The 16919-nt window shown below is 71.9% G+C and carries 17 protein-coding genes; 13 read left to right on the top strand and 4 right to left on the bottom strand.

The window, feature by feature from the left end:
- Window positions 1–98 precede the first annotated feature (98 nt).
- From ACF1ED_RS11230 to ACF1ED_RS11195, 8 genes are all read left to right on the top strand, one after another.
- Window positions 99–824, top strand: a complete 726-nt coding sequence (locus ACF1ED_RS11230) for a helix-turn-helix transcriptional regulator (RefSeq protein WP_391758964.1) — start codon at window positions 99–101, stop codon at window positions 822–824.
- Window positions 821–2236 (top strand): Fe-S cluster assembly protein SufB, encoded by a 1416-nt coding sequence (sufB, locus tag ACF1ED_RS11225; protein WP_190222669.1) that lies wholly within the window; start codon window positions 821–823, stop codon window positions 2234–2236. The genes ACF1ED_RS11230 and sufB overlap by 4 nt, the downstream gene beginning before the upstream one ends.
- 62 nt (window positions 2237–2298) lie before the next feature.
- On the top strand, window positions 2299–3480 hold the full coding sequence (gene sufD, locus ACF1ED_RS11220) for a Fe-S cluster assembly protein SufD (protein WP_391758962.1): 1182 nt from the start codon (window positions 2299–2301) through the stop codon (window positions 3478–3480).
- Window positions 3480–3797: a bifunctional 3-phenylpropionate/cinnamic acid dioxygenase ferredoxin subunit gene (locus ACF1ED_RS11215; RefSeq protein ID WP_391758960.1), complete on the top strand. Its 318-nt coding sequence runs from the start codon at window positions 3480–3482 to the stop codon at window positions 3795–3797. Before sufD ends, ACF1ED_RS11215 begins: the two co-directional genes overlap by 1 nt.
- 7 nt (window positions 3798–3804) lie before the next feature.
- Complete coding sequence (gene sufC / locus ACF1ED_RS11210; RefSeq protein WP_383827405.1) at window positions 3805–4569, top strand: Fe-S cluster assembly ATPase SufC; 765 nt, start codon at window positions 3805–3807, stop codon at window positions 4567–4569.
- Window positions 4566–5834, top strand: coding sequence for a cysteine desulfurase (locus ACF1ED_RS11205; protein ID WP_391758958.1), 1269 nt, complete (start codon window positions 4566–4568; stop codon window positions 5832–5834). Before sufC ends, ACF1ED_RS11205 begins: the two co-directional genes overlap by 4 nt.
- 12 nt (window positions 5835–5846) lie before the next feature.
- Window positions 5847–6320 carry a Fe-S cluster assembly sulfur transfer protein SufU gene (gene sufU, locus ACF1ED_RS11200; RefSeq protein WP_391758956.1) on the top strand — a complete coding sequence of 158 codons (474 nt, stop codon included), beginning with the start codon at window positions 5847–5849 and terminating at the stop codon, window positions 6318–6320.
- Window positions 6317–6655 carry a metal-sulfur cluster assembly factor gene (locus ACF1ED_RS11195; RefSeq protein WP_043219410.1) on the top strand — a complete coding sequence of 113 codons (339 nt, stop codon included), beginning with the start codon at window positions 6317–6319 and terminating at the stop codon, window positions 6653–6655. The genes sufU and ACF1ED_RS11195 overlap by 4 nt, the downstream gene beginning before the upstream one ends.
- A 62-nt stretch (window positions 6656–6717) precedes the next feature.
- Here the strand turns inward: ACF1ED_RS11195 and ACF1ED_RS11190 are convergent, their stop codons facing one another.
- Window positions 6718–7776 (bottom strand): oxidoreductase, encoded by a 1059-nt coding sequence (locus ACF1ED_RS11190; protein WP_391758954.1) that lies wholly within the window; start codon window positions 7774–7776, stop codon window positions 6718–6720.
- A gap of 265 nt (window positions 7777–8041) precedes the next feature.
- Here ACF1ED_RS11190 and dapD point away from each other — a divergent pair, with 265 nt between their 5' ends.
- Complete coding sequence (dapD, locus tag ACF1ED_RS11185; protein WP_391758952.1) at window positions 8042–9028, top strand: 2,3,4,5-tetrahydropyridine-2,6-dicarboxylate N-succinyltransferase; 987 nt, start codon at window positions 8042–8044, stop codon at window positions 9026–9028.
- A 147-nt stretch (window positions 9029–9175) separates the two neighbouring features.
- Window positions 9176–9412, top strand: coding sequence for a hypothetical protein (locus tag ACF1ED_RS11180; RefSeq protein ID WP_391758950.1), 237 nt, complete (start codon window positions 9176–9178; stop codon window positions 9410–9412).
- Here ACF1ED_RS11180 and dapA read toward each other — a convergent pair.
- Both dapA and ACF1ED_RS11170 read right to left on the bottom strand, forming a co-directional pair.
- Window positions 9334–10275, bottom strand: a complete 942-nt coding sequence (gene dapA / locus ACF1ED_RS11175) for a 4-hydroxy-tetrahydrodipicolinate synthase (protein ID WP_391758948.1) — start codon at window positions 10273–10275, stop codon at window positions 9334–9336. The two genes, ACF1ED_RS11180 and dapA, sit on opposite strands and share 79 nt — an antisense overlap.
- Before the next feature lie 82 nt (window positions 10276–10357).
- Entirely contained in the window at window positions 10358–10813 is a 456-nt protein-coding gene (locus ACF1ED_RS11170; RefSeq protein ID WP_391758946.1) for a GNAT family N-acetyltransferase, read from the bottom strand.
- 102 nt (window positions 10814–10915) lie between these two features.
- Between ACF1ED_RS11170 and ACF1ED_RS11165 the strand changes: the two genes are divergently transcribed.
- Entirely contained in the window at window positions 10916–11629 is a 714-nt protein-coding gene (locus ACF1ED_RS11165) for an antibiotic biosynthesis monooxygenase (RefSeq protein ID WP_391758944.1), read from the top strand.
- Window positions 11630–11643: 14 nt separating this feature from the next.
- Here the strand turns inward: ACF1ED_RS11165 and ACF1ED_RS11160 are convergent, their stop codons facing one another.
- The gene (locus ACF1ED_RS11160; protein WP_391758942.1) at window positions 11644–13482 is read right to left on the bottom strand and encodes an endonuclease/exonuclease/phosphatase family protein; all 1839 of its coding nucleotides are present in this window, start codon (window positions 13480–13482) and stop codon (window positions 11644–11646) included.
- Window positions 13483–13736: 254 nt separating this feature from the next.
- Between ACF1ED_RS11160 and ACF1ED_RS11155 the strand changes: the two genes are divergently transcribed.
- Together ACF1ED_RS11155 and ACF1ED_RS11150 are read left to right on the top strand one after the other, a co-directional pair.
- Complete coding sequence (locus tag ACF1ED_RS11155) at window positions 13737–15185, top strand: hypothetical protein (RefSeq protein WP_391758940.1); 1449 nt, start codon at window positions 13737–13739, stop codon at window positions 15183–15185.
- A 158-nt stretch (window positions 15186–15343) separates the two neighbouring features.
- Window positions 15344–16819 carry an alkaline phosphatase PhoX gene (locus tag ACF1ED_RS11150; protein WP_391758938.1) on the top strand — a complete coding sequence of 492 codons (1476 nt, stop codon included), beginning with the start codon at window positions 15344–15346 and terminating at the stop codon, window positions 16817–16819.
- Window positions 16820–16919: the final 100 nt, after the last annotated feature.

Raw genomic sequence — 16919 nt, 5'->3', positions numbered from 1 at the left:
TCCGCAGGTCAGGTAAGCCTTACCTGAGTGATGCACGCCATCGTCACCGTTCCGGACGCGGGTTGTCACTGCCCGATTAATTACGCAACAATGGCGTTGTGAAAAACCTTGGCGCGGCTCCTGCGGAGGAACTCGCGACCGGTGAGCGGTCCACCCGCAACCGGGTCGCGCGCTCCATCCTGGATCACGGGCCGTCCACCGTGGCCGACCTCGCCGAGCGACTGGGCCTCACCCAGGCCGCCGTCCGCCGGCACCTCGACGCGCTCGTCGCCGAGCAGGTCGTGGAGGCCCGGGAGAAGCGCGTCTACGGCGCCCGCACCCGGGGCCGTCCCGCCAAGGTCTTCGCCCTCACCGACTGCGGCCGGGACGCCTTCGACCAGTCCTACGACACCCTCGCCGTCGAGGCGCTCCGCTGGATCGAGCGCAACGCCGGCGGAGAGGCCGCCGTGGCGGCCTTCGCCCGCGACCGGATCGAGGCCCAGGCCGAGACCTACCGGGAGGCCGTCGAATCGGTCGAGCCCGAACGACGGGCCGAGGCGCTTGCCAAGGCCCTGACGGCGGACGGGTACGCTGCGACTGCGCGCAACGCGCCGGTCGGCGAGCAGCTCTGCCAGCACCACTGCCCGGTCGCCCACGTCGCCGAGCAGTACCCACAGCTGTGCGAGGCGGAGACGGAGATCTTCTCCCGCCTCCTGGGAACGCACGTCCAGCGCCTGGCCACGATCGCCCACGGCGACGGCGTCTGCACCACGTTCATCCCGCACGGCACCCCGCAGACCACTGAGACAGCATCCGCAAGTACGGCCGGGAGGAAGCCCGCATGACCACCGAGATCAGCCACCCCGAGCTTGAGGGCCTGGGTCGGTACGAGTACGGCTGGGCCGACTCCGACACCGCAGGCGCCACCGCCAAGCGCGGCCTGAACGAGGACGTCGTCCGCGACATCTCCTCGAAGAAGAACGAGCCCGAGTGGATGCTGAAGCTCCGGCTCAAGGGCCTGAAGCTCTTCGGCAAGAAGCCCATGCCGACCTGGGGCTCCGACCTCGGCGGGATCGACTTCGACAACATCAAGTACTTCGTGCGGTCCACCGAGAAGCAGGCCGAGTCCTGGGAGGACCTGCCGGAGGACATCAAGAACACGTACGACAAGCTCGGCATCCCGGAGGCGGAGAAGCAGCGCCTCGTCGCCGGTGTCGCGGCTCAGTACGAGTCCGAGGTCGTCTACCACCAGATCCGCGAGGACCTGGAGGAGCAGGGCGTCATCTTCGTCGACACCGACACCGCGCTGAAGGAGCACGAGGAGCTCTTCAAGGAGTACTTCGGCACCGTCATCCCGGTCGGCGACAACAAGTTCGCCTCCCTGAACACGGCCGTGTGGTCCGGCGGATCGTTCATCTACGTGCCGAAGGGCGTGCACGTCGAGATCCCGCTCCAGGCCTACTTCCGCATCAACACGGAGAACATGGGCCAGTTCGAGCGGACGCTGATCATCGTCGACGAGGACGCCTACGTCCACTACGTCGAGGGCTGCACCGCCCCGATCTACTCCTCCGACTCGCTGCACTCCGCGGTCGTCGAGATCATCGTGAAGAAGGGCGGCCGCTGCCGCTACACGACCATCCAGAACTGGTCGAACAACGTCTACAACCTGGTGACCAAGCGCGCCGTCGCCTACGAGGGCGCCACCATGGAGTGGGTCGACGGCAACATCGGCTCCAAGGTCACCATGAAGTACCCGGCCGTCTACCTGATGGGCGAGCACGCCAAGGGCGAGACGCTCTCCATCGCCTTCGCGGGCGAGGGCCAGCACCAGGACGCCGGCGCCAAGATGGTCCACATGGCCCCGAACACCTCGTCGTCCATCGTCTCCAAGTCGGTGGCACGCGGCGGCGGCCGCACCTCCTACCGCGGTCTCATCGAGATCGGCGAGGGCGCCCCCGGCGCCAAGTCCAACGTCCTCTGCGACGCGCTGCTCGTCGACACCATCTCCCGCTCCGACACGTACCCCTACGTGGACGTGCGCGAGGACGACGTGACCATGGGCCACGAGGCCACCGTCTCCAAGGTCTCCGAGGACCAGCTCTTCTACCTGATGCAGCGCGGTCTCACCGAGCAGGAGGCCATGGCGATGATCGTCCGCGGCTTCGTGGAGCCGATCGCCAAGGAGCTGCCGATGGAGTACGCCCTGGAGCTGAACCGGCTGATCGAGCTGCAGATGGAAGGCGCGGTCGGCTAAGAGCCCGCCCCTCCGTACGCAGCGACCGATTCTTTACGCAGGAAGAGAGCACAACGACAGCCATGGCTGACGCCCAGAACATCCCGGCGGGCTCCACCACCGCCGGCTCGATCGCGGTGGCCGCCGAGTCCACCGTCGCCACGCGCATGAGCGCCCCGCCCTCCTTCGACGTCGCGGACTTCCCCGTCCCGCACGGCCGCGAGGAGGAGTGGCGCTTCACCCCGCTCGCCCGCCTCCGCGGTCTGCACGACGGCACCGCCGTCGCCACCGGCGAGGGCGTCCGGGTCGAGATCGAGGCCCCCGAGGGCGTCACCGTGGAGACCGTCGGCCGCGACGACGAGCGCCTGCGCAAGGCCGGCAAGCCCGTCGACCGCGTCGCCGCCCAGGCGTACTCCTCCTTCGAGAAGGCGTCGGTCGTCACCGTCGCCAAGGAGGCCGTCCTCACCGAGCCGATCCGCGTCGCCGTGCACGGCCAGGGCGGCACCGCCTTCGGCCACCAGGTGATCGAGCTCGGCGCCTTCGCCGAGGCCGTCGTCGTCATCGACCACACCGGTGACGCGGTGCTCGCCGCCAACGTCGACTTCGTGGTCGGTGACGGCGCCAAGCTCACCGTCGTCTCCGTCCAGGACTGGGACAAGGACGCCGTCCACGTCGCGCAGCACAACGCGCTGCTCGGCCGGGACGCCTCCTTCAAGTCGGTCGTCGTCACCTTCGGCGGTGACCTCGTCCGCCTCCACCCGCGCGTCAGCTACTCCGCCCCCGGCGGCTCGGCCGAGCTCTTCGGCCTGTACTTCACCGACGCGGGCCAGCACCAGGAGCACCGCCTCCTGGTCGACCACAACACCCCGCACTGCACCTCCAACGTGGCCTACAAGGGCGCGCTGCAGGGCCAGGACGCGCACGCGGTCTGGATCGGCGACGTCCTCATCCAGGCCGCCGCCGAGGGCACCGACACCTACGAGCTCAACCGGAACCTCGTCCTCACCGACGGCGCCCGGGTCGACTCCGTGCCCAACCTGGAGATCGAGACCGGCGAGATCGCCGGCGCCGGCCACGCCTCCGCCACCGGCCGCTTCGACGACGAGCAGCTCTTCTACCTGATGGCCCGCGGCATCCCGGAGACCGAGGCCCGCCGCCTCGTCGTCCGCGGCTTCTTCGCCGAGCTGGTCCAGCAGATCGGTCTGCCGGACGTCGAGGAGCGCCTCATCGCCAAGGTCGAGGCCGAGCTGGAGGCCTCCGTCTGATGGCCTTCGTCCGAGTCTGCTCGCTGGAGGAGCTGGAGGCCGACACCCCGAAGCGGGTCGAGGTCGACGGCACGCCGGTGTCGGTCGTCCGCACCGAGGGCGAGGTGTTCGCGATCAACGACATCTGCTCGCACGCGAACGTCTCCCTATCGGAGGGCGAGGTCGAGGACTGCGCCATCGAGTGCTGGCTGCACGGTTCCAGCTTCGACCTCCGCACCGGCAAGCCGTCCGGCCTTCCCGCGACGCGCCCCGTCCCCGTGTACCCCGTAAAGATCGAAGGGGACGATGTGCTCGTCTCCGTCACCCAGGAGTCCTGAGTCACCCATGGCAACGCTCGAAATCCACGACCTGCACGTCTCCGTCGAGGCGGAGAACGGCCCCCGCGAGATCCTCAAGGGCGTCGACCTGACCATCAAGCAGGGCGAGACCCACGCGGTCATGGGCCCCAACGGCTCCGGCAAGTCGACCCTGGCGTACTCCCTGGCGGGCCACCCCAAGTACACGATCACCGGCGGCACCGTCACCCTCGACGGCGAGGACGTCCTGGAGATGTCCGTCGACGAGCGCGCCCGCGCCGGCGTCTTCCTGGCCATGCAGTACCCGGTCGAGGTCCCCGGCGTCTCGGTCTCCAACTTCCTGCGCACCTCCGCCACCGCCATCCGCGGCGAGGCCCCCAAGCTCCGCACCTGGGTGAAGGAGGTCCGCGAGGCCATGGAGAAGCTCTCCATGGACCCGGCCTTCGCCGAGCGCAACGTCAACGAGGGCTTCTCCGGCGGCGAGAAGAAGCGCCACGAGATCCTCCAGCTGGAGCTCCTCAAGCCGAAGATCGCGATCCTCGACGAGACCGACTCCGGCCTCGACGTCGACGCCCTGCGCATCGTCTCCGAGGGCGTCAACCGCGTCCGCGAGAGCGGTGAGGTCGGCACCCTCCTCATCACCCACTACACGCGCATCCTGCGCTACATCAAGCCCGACTTCGTGCACGTGTTCGCGAACGGCCGCATCGTCGAGTCCGGCGGCGCCGAGCTCGCCGACCAGCTGGAGAACGAGGGCTACGACAAGTACGTGAAGGGTGGCGCATCCGCGTGACTTCCGCCCATCAGGGGCTGACCGGCCTCCTCGACACCGAGGCGATCCGCAAGGACTTCCCGCTCCTGGACCGCACGGTCCACGACGGCAAGAAGATCGTGTACCTGGACTCCGCGGCCACCTCGCAGAAGCCGCGGCAGGTCCTCGACGCGCTCAACGCCTACTACGAGCGTCACAACGCCAACGTCCACCGCGGCGTCTACACGGTCGCCGAGGAGGCCACCGCGCTGTACGAGGGCGCCCGCGACAAGGTCGCCGCCTTCATCAACGCGCCGAGCCGCAACGAGGTGATCTTCACCAAGAACGCCTCCGAGTCGCTCAACCTCGTGGCCAACATGCTCGGCTGGGCCGAGGACCCCTACCGGGTGGACCACGAGACCGAGATCGCCATCACGGAGATGGAGCACCACTCCAACATCGTCCCGTGGCAGCTGCTCTCGCAGCGCACCGGCGCGAAGCTGAAGTGGTTCGGCCTCACCGACGACGGCCGTCTCGACCTGTCGAACATCGAAGAGGTCATCACGGAGAAGACGAAGATCGTCTCCTTCACGCTGGTCTCCAACCTGCTCGGCACCCAGAACCCGGTCGAGACCATCGTCCGGCGCGCCCAGGAGGTCGGTGCGCTCGTCTGCATCGACGCCTCGCAGGCGGCCCCGCACCAGGTCCTGGACGTGCAGGCGCTCCAGGCCGACTTCGTGGCCTTCACCGGCCACAAGATGTGCGGCCCGACCGGCATCGGCGTGCTGTGGGGACGGCAGGAGCTCCTGGAGGACCTCCCGCCCTTCCTCGGCGGCGGCGAGATGATCGAGACCGTCTCGATGCACTCCTCCACCTACGCCCCGGCCCCGCACAAGTTCGAGGCGGGTACGCCCCCGATCGCCCAGGCCGTCGGCCTCGGCGCGGCCGTGGACTACCTGTCGGCGATCGGCATGGAGAAGATCGCGCGCCACGAGCACGCGATCACCGAGTACGCCGTCCGCCGCCTCCAGGAGGTCCCCGACCTGCGGATCATCGGCCCCACCACGGCCGAGGACCGCGGCGCGGCGATCTCCTTCACGCTCGGCGACATCCACCCGCACGACGTGGGGCAGGTGCTGGACGAGCAGGGCATCGCGGTCCGGGTCGGCCACCACTGCGCGCGGCCGGTCTGCCTGAGGTACGGAATTCCTGCGACCACGCGGGCGTCGTTCTACCTGTACTCCACTCCGGCCGAGGTCGACGCCCTGGTCGAGGGTCTGGAGCACGTCCGTAACTTCTTCGGATAGGGCGGCTGAGCTGTGAAGCTGGATTCGATGTACCAGGACGTCATCCTGGACCACTACAAGCACCCGCACGGGCGGGGCTTGCGGGACGGCGACGCCGAGGTGCACCACGTCAACCCGACGTGCGGCGACGAGATCACGCTGCGCGTGAAGTACGACGGCGACCGCATCGAGGACGTCTCGTACGAGGGCCAGGGCTGCTCCATCAGCCAGGCGTCGGCCTCCGTCCTCAACGACCTGCTCGTCGGCAAGGAGCTGGCCGAGGCGCAGAGGATCCAGGAGACCTTCCTGGAGCTGATGCAGTCCAAGGGGCAGGTCGAGCCGGACGACGCCATGGAGGAGGTGCTGGAGGACGCGGTCGCGTTCGCCGGCGTCTCCAAGTACCCGGCCCGGGTGAAGTGCGCGCTGCTCAGCTGGATGGCGTGGAAGGACGCGACCGCCCAGGCCCTGGGCGGAGACGACCAGAAGTCTGTGAGGAAGTCGGCATGACCGAGAACATCGAGGCCACCATGAAGCCGGCCTCCGAAGAAGAAGTCCGCGAGGCGCTGTACGACGTCGTCGACCCCGAACTGGGCATCGACGTCGTCAACCTCGGCCTGATCTACGGGATCCACATCGACGACTCCAACGTCGCGACGCTGGACATGACGCTGACCTCGGCGGCCTGTCCGCTGACGGACGTCATCGAGGACCAGGCCCGCTCCGCCACCGACGGCATCGTCAACGAGCTGCGGATCAACTGGGTCTGGATGCCCCCGTGGGGCCCGGACAAGATCACCGACGACGGCCGCGAGCAGCTGCGCGCGCTCGGCTTCAACGTCTGAGCGGTCACCGTACGAGGAGAGGCCCCCGGCATCGCGCCGGGGGCCTCTCCTCGTACGCCGGGTCAGACGTGCGGCTGGGCCGCGGCCTGCGCCAGGGCCGGGGCCAGGTTCTCCCGGCGGATGCGCTGGTCCACGTAGAGCAGGCCGGAGGCCAGGGGCTGGAGGGGGCCCAGGAGGGCCTGGGTCAGCAGCATGAGCAGCGTGGAGACCACCGCGGCGGTGCCCATGGAGAAGAAGACCGTGCCGGGGGTCGCGTGCTGGGCGAGCGGGGCGCCGAAGAGGGACGCCTGCGTCACCAGGGAGACGACCATCTGCATCACGAACGTGACGCCGGCGACGATCAGCACCATCACCAGGGTGTAGCCGAAGATCCGCCACCAGGCGCCGCGGACCAGCCGCGCGGACCGGCGCAGGGCGGTCAGGGTGCCGGCCGACTCGACGACGGCGGCCGTCGGGGCGAGGCTGAACTTCACCCAGAGCCAGAGGGCCAGCGGCGCCGTCCCGAGGGCGAGGAGCAGGAAGAGCAGGCCGGTGACCGCCCATCCGGCCCCGCCGCCGTCGTCGGGCCCGATGCTCGCGATCATCGCGGCCAGCATGAGGAAGAGGCCGACCATGAAGAGCAGGGCCGGTACGACGGCGGCCACGGCCGACAGCAGGACCGCGCCGAGCACCGCGCCGAACCGGGACCACGCCCGGCGCCACACCGTCCCGAAGCCGATCCGGCGGCCGAGCACCGCCTCCTGGACCACGACCGCGACGGCGGAGTGCAGCAGGCCGGTCGCCAGCAGCAGCCCCACCGAGCAGGCCAGCCAGATGACGCCGAGGGCGGTGAAGAGCGGCGTGAGGTCCGAGAGGGAGACGTCCTCGGCGGTGGAGGTGTGCGCCCACCGGTCGGAGAGGCCGGACCAGGCGGCCGCGCCCACCCCGGCGATCACCAGGGCGGCCAGCGCGTAGGAGGCCAGGGTGATGCCGAGCAGCACCTTCCAGTGGCGGCGGTACGCCCCGAAGGCGCCCCCCAGGACGTGGTTCAGGTCGAGCGGTGCCAGGGGTATCACGCCGGGCTTGGGCGGGGGCGGCACCGGAGCGTAGCCGTACCCGTACGGCCCAGGGGCATAAGTCATGCGCCATACGGTAACGGCAGCCGTCACGCACACCTGTGCGGACGGGGCGGGGGCCGCCGGCCCGGGCCCGGCGGGGCGGGAGCCCCTCCGGCCGCCGCCCGCCGGCACGCCCCGCGACGGAGGCGGACGCGCGTGGGGTGATCGCCCGGATCCTGAACGAAGGCCCGAAAGGGCAGGCCGGGAGCTTGTCGGATGCTCCGGCCGGCCCGACCGGCACCTGAGACCGGTTGGCCCGCGCGCCGCCCCGCCCGTTAGGTTTTCCGTCATGACCACCACTGCTCCTCGCACCACCGGCGCCGTCGCCGCCGGCCTCGCCACCATCGCCGGTGACGGCACCGTCCTCGACACCTGGTTCCCCGCCCCCGAGCTCACCGAAGGGCCCGGCCCGGCCGGCACCACGCGGCTCTCCCCGGACGAGGCGGTGAACGCCCTCGGCGAGGGCGCCGCCAAGGCCCTCGGCGTGGACGCCCGCCGCGGCGTCGAGGTGGTCGCCGTCCGCACCGTGATCGCCTCCCTCGACGAGAAGCCGATCGACGCGCACGACGCCTACCTCCGCCTCCACCTGCTCAGCCACCGGCTGGTGAAGCCGCACGGCCAGAGCCTGGACGGCGTCTTCGGCCTGCTCGCCAACGTCGCCTGGACCTCGCTCGGCCCGGTCGCCGTCGAGGACGTCGAGAAGGTGCGCCTCAACGCCCGCGCCGAGGGCCTGCACCTCCAGGTGACCTCGATCGACAAGTTCCCCCGCATGACCGACTACGTCGTGCCCACCGGCGTCCGCATCGCCGACGCCGACCGGGTCCGCCTCGGCGCCCACCTCGCCGCCGGCACCACCGTCATGCACGAGGGCTTCGTCAACTTCAACGCCGGCACGCTGGGCACCTCCATGGTCGAGGGCCGCATCTCCGCCGGCGTCGTCGTCGGCGACGGCTCCGACATCGGCGGCGGCGCCTCCACCATGGGCACCCTCTCCGGCGGCGGCAACGTCGTCATCTCCATCGGCGAGCGCTGCCTGATCGGCGCCGAGGCGGGCGTCGGCATCGCGCTCGGCGACGAGTGCGTCGTCGAGGCCGGCCTGTACGTCACCGCCGGCACCCGGGTCACCCTGCCGGACGGCCAGATCGTCAAGGCGCGCGACCTCTCCGGCAACTCGAACATCCTCTTCCGCCGCAACTCGGTCACCGGCGCCGTCGAGGCCCGCCCGAACAACGCGGTCTGGAACGGCCTCAACGACATCCTGCACAGCCACAACTGACGGCACGACCGCCCTCCCGGCCCTCGCGCGGAGGGCCGGGAGAGCGGTCGGCCGCTCCTCGCGCGGAGCCGGGGCAACCCTTCCGGTCACGGAGCGTTGTCAGGACGGAACGCAGTGTTCCGTCGAGAGAAGAGGCGAGGAGCCCACATGAGGACGAGGACGAGGACGAAGACGGGGCCCGTGGTCGCCGGGGTGCTCGCCGCGGCGGCGGTGCTGCTGCCGGCGGGGGCCGCCCGGGCGGACGAGACGCACACCCGCAACGGGCCCACGGTGACCAACGGCCCCAGTCTCAACCTGCACACCGGTCAGATCGACGACCCGCTGGAGGACGTCCTGGAGCACGCCGCCGTCCTCGGCAGGACCTCCACCACCGACTCCGCCTGAACCAGCTCCTCCAGCAGGGCCCGCAGCCCGTCGGCCGTCTCCCGGCCGGCGGGCCGCAGCGGCTCCCGGAGCGGCCCGCCGAGCAGGGCCTTCGCGGTGACGGTGCCCGGCAGGCCCGCGGCCATCATCCGCTCGACGAGGGGGAGTGTCCGGGCGTGCAGCCGGGCGGCCAGGGCGGTGTCGCCCGCGTCGTACGCGTCGAGGACCGCGCGCAGCTGACGCGGCGCCACGTTGGCGACCGTGCTGACGTAGCCGGCGCCTCCGACCGCGTACAGCGGCAGGTTCAGCTCCTCGCTGCCGGAGTAGTACGCGAGCGGGGTCTCGGCGATCAGCCGGGCCGCGGTCAGCAGGTCGTACGAACAGTCCTTCACGGCCGTGATCCGCGGATGCCCGGCGAGCCGGCGCATGGTGTCCGGCTCGACGCGGGTGCCGGTGCGGCCGGGGATGTCGTAGACCATCACGGGGAGTCCGGTGGCGTCGGCGACCTTCAGGAAGTGGGCGGCGACCGCGTCCTGCGGAGGGCGGCTGTAGTACGGGGTGACCACGAGCAGGCCGTCGGCCCCGGCCGCCTCCGCCTGGCGCGCCAGCTCCGCGGTGTGCCGGGTGTCGGCCGTGCCCACGCCCGCGACGAGCGCGGGCGCCGGTCCGACCGCCTCCCGGACCGCCCGGACCAGCGCGGCCTTCTCGGCGTCGGTGGTGGTCGGGGACTCCCCGGTGGTGCCGTTGAGGACCAGGCCGTCGCAGCCCTCCCCGACCAGCCGGGCGGCCAGCTTCCCGGCCGCGTCGAGGTCGAGCGCGCCGGAGCCGGTGAAGGGGGTGATCATCGCGCACAGGGCGCGGCCGAAAGGGCGGTGGGTGCTCATACGGGGAGTCTGGGCGCGAGCGACCGTGAAGGTCCACTTAGATCTGCTTGGCCGGAATGTTCAGCCCGGCTGAGAGGAGGGGTCAGAGGGGGAGTTTGAAGCCCTCGTGGCTGCGCGCGTAGCCGAGCGAGGCGTAGAAGCGGTGGGCGTCGGCGCGCCCCTTGCCGCTGGTCAGCTGGACGAGGGCGCAGCCGCGCGCCCGGGCCCGCTCCGCCGCCAGTTCCATCAGCCGGCGGCCCAGGCCCGCGCCCCGGTGGTCGGCCCGGATCCGGACGGCCTCGATCAGGGCCCGCTCGGCGCCGCCCTTGCCGAGGCCCGGGATGTAGGTGGCCTGGAGGCAGCCGAGGACCGTGCCGTCCGGTCCGGCCAGCACCAGCATCTCGTTGCGGGGGTCGGCCTCGATGTCCGCGAAGGCGCGCTCGTACGCCTCGGTGACGCGGACCGTCGCCGGGTCGACGACCCGCTCCTCGTCGGCCAGGAGGGCGAGGACGGCGGGGAGTTCGGCACGGGTGGCGGGGCGGAGCGAGGGTGTGGGCATGGCCGGAAGTTTTCCATGCCCGCCGCCCACGCTTGACCTCGACCTTGGTTGAGGTCGGAGGGTGGGGGTGTTCCCGAGAGCCCCGCACGAGGAGAGACCGCCATGACCGTCGTCGTTCACCCGGATGCCCGTCCCGACCTGTACCGCCCCGGCGTCGGCCAGGTGCTCATCAGCACCTGGAGCGTCGGCACCCCCGAGCGGCAGCGGGCCGCCGTCGAGGCCGTCCGGCGGACCTGGGAGGCCCGCCCCTGGCCGGACCCGCGGCTGCTCTCGTACACGATCTACGCGGGGACCGACGGCGACACCCTGCTGCACTACTCGCAGTGGACGGCCTGGGAGGCCTACCAGGACTTCGTCGCCACCCACCGCGACGACCGCAACGGCGAGATCGACGCCGCCGTTCCCGGCATCCGGCGGATCGAACTGCGCCGCTACGAGCCGCCGTTCCGCTCCGTCGAGCTGAGCCGGGAGGCCGCCGGGGCGGTTCCCGGGGCGCTCGCCGCCGTCGAGGTCGACTTCGAGGGGGCCGACCCGGAGCGGCAGCGGGCCTGGGTGGACGCGGTGGTCGCCGCCCTCGCCGACGACGAGGGGCACCGGCCGGCCCGGGGCGGCATCGGCGCCCACTTCCACCTCTCGGTGGACGGCACCCGGGTCTTCGACCACAGCGAGTGGGCGGGCGAGCAGGACCACGTGGAGTGGCAGGCGTACTACGGGCCGCTGACCGACGCCTGGAAGCACGTCCACCACCACCCGGGTCTGGTCGCGAGCCGGGTGCGCAGGTACGCGCCCGCGCTCAGCCTGAGCGCGGGCGCGTAGCGCGGACTACCGGGTCACGGGCGGAAGCGCAGGACCTGCGGGTCGTGGTCGCTGTCCTGGTCCGCGAACTCGGCGTTGATGTGCACGCTGTCGTACGCGAAGCGGTGCACGCCGGGGCTGGTCAGGATCTGGTCGAGGACCTGGCTGTTGCCCTGGTAGACGTACGAGTAGCGCTCGGAGCGGGGCAGCGACTTCACGGCCGGGTAGAGCGCGCCGCCGTCGGTCAGCGCCTCGGTCGTGCCGGAGAACTCGAAGTCGTTGATGTCGCCGACGACGAGGACGTCCGCCTGCTTGTCGACCGCGGTGATCTCCTTCACGAAGGCGTTCACGGCCTGCGCCTGGAGGAGGCGCTTGGCCTCGGAGGAACGGTTCGGCGGCTGGTGGTGGGAGACGATCGACTCGTCGCCGCCCTTCGAGCCGAAGTGGTTGGCGATGACGAAGACCGTGCGGCCGCGGAAGGCGAACTCGCCCGCGAGCGGCTTGCGGCTGGACTCCCAGGCGGTGTTCGCCGGGTCGATCCGGCCGGGGGAGGGGGTCAGGGCGGCGCGGCCCTTGGTGCCGGTGACGCCGGTCGCGGTGGTCGCGTCGCCGCCCGCGCGGTCCACGAAGGAGACCCGCTCGGGGTTGAAGAGGAAGACCTGACGGATGTTGCCGCCGGGCTCGCCGCCGTCCTTGTTGTTCTCCGGGTCGATCGAGCGCCACTCGTACGCCGGGCCGCCGGCCGCCACGATCGCGTCCGTGAACTTCTTCAGCGTCTGGCCGGCCGAGACCGTGCCGTCGTTCTTGGCGCCGTTGTCGTCCTGGATCTCCTCCAGGGCGACGACGTCCGGCGAGGCGAGGTTCTCGACGACCGCCTTCGCGAGCGCGTCGAACTTCTCCTGCGGGTCGGTCGGGTCGAGGTTCTCCACGTTGTACGTGGCCACGGCCAGCTCGTTCTTGTGCTGCTTCTCGGTGACCTCGCGCTCCAGGCCCCGGTCCTGGAGGGTGCCGATCGTGCGGGCGGTCAGCGTGTAGCCGCCGAACTGGTTGAAGTCGAGCGGGCCCTCGGTCGTGCCGGTCAGCCAGTCGCCCACGTTCGCCTTCGGGAAGGGCTGCTGGGCGAGCGGGATCAGCGACTGGATCTGGAGCCGGCCGGTGTTCTGGGACTCGTACGAGCCGTAGACCGTGCCGCCGCGCTCGTTGTCGTTCTCCCACGGCTTCACCGTGACCCACAGCTCGGAGTACGGGTCGGTGGCGCCGACCACCCGGGAGGAGCCGACGCGGACGTTGGTGCCCTCCAGCGACTCGTAGTAGTCCAGGGCGTAGGTGCCGGGCTCCAGGGTCAGCCCGTTGATCGAGCCGCCGTTCGCCGGGTCGCCCGCGGGGGCGTACGCGTCCGGCACCGACCAGGGCGCGATGGTGACCGGGGCGGGCAGCTCGTTGCCCTTCGAGACCACGGTGACCTTCGGGCGGGACAGCTGGGTCAGCGACTGGTTGCCGGAGTTCAGGCCGCCGGGGACGTACTCGGTGACCGTGCCGTCGACGCTGACCGCGTCGCCGACCGCGACCGTCGGGGCGGAGCTCGTGAAGACGAACAGGCCCTCGCTGGTGGCCGGGTTCTCGTCGCCCTGCGGGTCCTGCATCCAGAAGCCGCGCGAGGAACCGTAGCCGCGGACGCCGGTGACGACGCCCGTCACCCCGGTGACCTGCTTGCCGGCCAGCGGCGAGACCCGGGTGGTGCCCTGGACGTCGTGGATGCGGACCGCGGCGCTGTCCTCGGCCGCGGCGCTCTGCGAACCGGCGAGCAGTCCGGCCGCGAGCGCGGCCGCGACCACCGCGGAGACGGCGGCGGTTCTCGGTATGGAGGAAGACATCAGGAGGCTCCGAGGGTGCTTGGAGGAAGGGCAGAGACATCTACGCGCGTCAATCTCTTGTGAGAGCGCCCCGCTTGTCAAGGGTCGACGGGTGTACGAAGGCTGACGGGCCAGTGAACCGGCGGGCGGTGCCCCGGATGCGTCTACGCTGAGTGCGCCGGTCCCCCGGCCGCCGCCGGTCGCCACCGGCCGAACGCCCGAGATCCACACCGCGATCCACACCGATCCACGCACGCGTCGAGGAGATCCCCCACATGGCTGCGGAGCACCCCACCCTTCCCCCCGTTCGGCTTCCCTCGGACGCGGAGCTGGCTCGGGAAGCCCTGGCCGCCCCCCTCCTCGCCCACGCCGTGCGCCTCGCCCGCTGGGCCGGGCCCGACACCCGGGTCGGCGCGGGCGGCGAACTCGTCGACGAGCAGCTGCCGGACGCCGTCGGCGTCCTCGGCCTCGGCGACGACGAGGACGCCGAGTACTGGGCGGGCGACGCCTGGCGGCTCGCGGTCGACACCGGCCTCGTCGACGTCGAGGACGGCGCCGACGACGACACCCCCGGCACCGCCGCCCCCGGCGAGAACCTCGGCGTCGTCACCGGCGGCGCGCCCCGGGAGGTGCTCGCCCTCTGGCTCGACGCCTTCGAGGCCGTCTTCGCCGACGCCGTCGCCCCCGTCCTGGACGACCTGGAGCCGCTGCTCGACGAGGACGGCGGCCTCGACCTCGACACCCTCGACTGGGACCCCGAGGCGGAGGCCGACTTCCTGGAGGGCGTCCTCGGCAACCTCTACCTGCTGACGGTCAGCGAGGGCGGCCCCGGCGACGGCCCGGTGCCGCTGCCCGCGCTCGCCGCCTCCATGGTCGTCCCCGACGACATGGGCGAGCCCACCGACGACGTCCTGGAACAGGTCTCCGACGCGATGATGCGGCTCGACGAGCAGTTCCGGCTCCTGGAGCCCATCGGCCTGGTCGAGTACCAGCCCGTCGACGAGGCCCTGATGGCCGAGGAGGGCGAGGAGCCCGCCGAGCCCGTCGACGACGAGGACGTCAGCCGCTACGGCATGGTCCGGCTCACTCCGCTCGGCCTCTTCGGCGTCCGCAGCCGCATGGTGGAGGCCGGCGTCGACGCGCCCGCCGTCGGGGACCTCGCCGGGAAGGACGCCGACGCCCTCCTGGCCGGGCTCGCCGGCTACCCCGAGGCCGCCGCCCGCGCCGAGACCGAGGCATGGCTCGCCGGCCGCGAGCCGGTGCCCGCCGCCGCCGAACTCCTCGCCGCCGCCCGCGGCTCCGACGAGGGGTCCCCGCTCCGCCGCCTCCACTGCCAGCAGGCCCTCGCCCTCGTCGGGCCCGAGGCCGAGCCGGTGGTCCGCGCGGTCCTCGACGACCCCGAGCTCGGTGGCCTCGCCCGCGTCTGGCTCGCCGAGCGCGGCGCCCAGGACGTGCCCGCCCCGCCGGAGTCCATGATCTTCTGGCTCGCCGTGGACACCATCGCCGCCCAGCTCGACGCCGCCGGCGACCTGGCGGAACTCCAGGAACTCGTCGAGGGGCTGACCAGCCGCCACACCGGCTTCCTGGAGACCGCCTGGCGGGTCGAGCACCCGGCCACGGCCGAGGTGCTCGACGCGATGGGCCGGCTCCACCCGGACAGGACGGCCGCCAAGGAGGCCCGCAAGGCCGCCTTCAAGGCCCGCTCGCGGGCCGGCTCGGCCTGACCCCCCTCCCCCTTCTCTCCCCGGCGGCCGCGGCGCGCCTTTCCCCGGACCGGGGGAGGCGCTCCGCGGCCGTTCCGACGCCGTTCAGCCGCCGTTCCCGCGGGCGCGCGATGGTGAGGGCGACATCAAGCCATCAGCAGGGGAGAGATCCGCACACCATGGCGCTCAACCGCAGAGAGTTCACCCGGAAGTCCGCCGCCGCCGGCCTCGCCCTCACCGGCGCCGTCGGGGTCCTCGCCACCGCCCCCGAGGCCCTCGCGAGCGACGAGCGCGCGCACGGCGGCCCCGGCCACGACGACGGGCACGGGCACGGGCACGACGGGCACGGCCACGGCCACGACGGCCACGGGCACGGCCACGACCGCCTCGGCTACGGCCCGCTCGTCGCCGACCCCGACGGCATACTCGCCCTGCCCGAGGGCTTCGCCTACCGCGTCATCACCCGCACCGGCGTCACCCGCCTGGAGAGCGGCGAGTTCACCCCCTCCAACCACGACGGCGCCGCCACCTTCGCCGGCCCGCGCGGCGCCACGTACATCGTGTACAACCACGAGCTCAAGGGCGCCCGCTCCAAGTGGGAGCACCCCGTCCCGCTCGCCGAGGGCCTCGTCTACGACCCGGCCGCGGCCGGCGGCTGCACGGTCGTCGAGGTGCGGCGCGACGGCACCGTCGCCGAGTGGGTCGGCATCGCCGGCACCTCCACCAACTGCGCCGGCGGCCGCACCTCCTGGGGCACCTGGCTGACCTGCGAGGAGAACTCCGACCTCGCCGGCAAGAACGGCATGACCAAGGACCACGGGTACGTCTTCGAGGTCGACCCCCGCGACCGCCGGGCCAACCTCGCCCCGAAGCCGCTCAAGTTCTTCGGCCGCTACGACCACGAGGCCGTCGTCGTCGACCCCAAGCGCGGCCACGCCTACCTCACCGAGGACGCCTCCAACCCCAACGGGCTCCTCTTCCGCTGGGTGCCGCCGCAGGGCTTCGAGCACGGCCGCGGCCGGTACCGCCCGCTCGCCGACGACGCCGGAGTCCTCCAGGCCGCCCGCTGCGTCGACTCCGCCGGGCGGTTCGTCGACGACCTCTCCCGCGCCACCCGGATCGGCACCGTCTACGGCGTCGACTGGACGGACGTCCCCGACCGCGACGGCCGCACCACGCCGGTGCGCAAGCAGTTCGCCGACGGCCGGGTCACCCGCGGCCGGAAGCTGGAGGGCATGTGGTGGGCCGACGGCGGCGCCTACGTCGTCTCCTCGTACGCCCGGGAGGAGAGCCCCGGCGCGGCCCACGACGGCCAGGTCTGGTTCTACGACCCCAAGCGCCGCACCCTCACCCTCAAGGTGCTGCTCGGCGTCAACCCCGCGCCCGAGCAGGACGGCGCCTTCGACGGTCCGGACAACATCACCGTGTCGCCGTACGGCGGGCTCGTCATCGCCGAGGACGGCGAGGGGGTGTCGCACCTCTTCGGCGCCACCGACTCGGGCCGCACCTACCCGATCGCGCGCAACGACCTCAACGACAGCGAGTTCACCGGCGTCGTCTTCTCGCCCGACGGCGACACCCTGTACGCCAGCATCCAGACGCCGGGCATCATGGTGGCGATCACCGGCCCCTGGCGCCGCCAGCCCCGCCGCTGACGCACCGCCGGCCCGGCCGGCTCCCGCGGGGAAAAGGTGAGGATTCGCGTCGGGTTCACGACGGGTTCCCGCCAGCTTCCCCGCTCCCCTGTCGGCTCCG

This window comes from Streptomyces sp. NPDC014656, assembly GCF_043084305.1.
In the GTDB taxonomy this organism is placed as follows: Bacteria; Actinomycetota; Actinomycetes; order Streptomycetales; family Streptomycetaceae; genus Streptomyces.
This window is presented reverse-complemented; position numbering and strand designations above follow the sequence as displayed.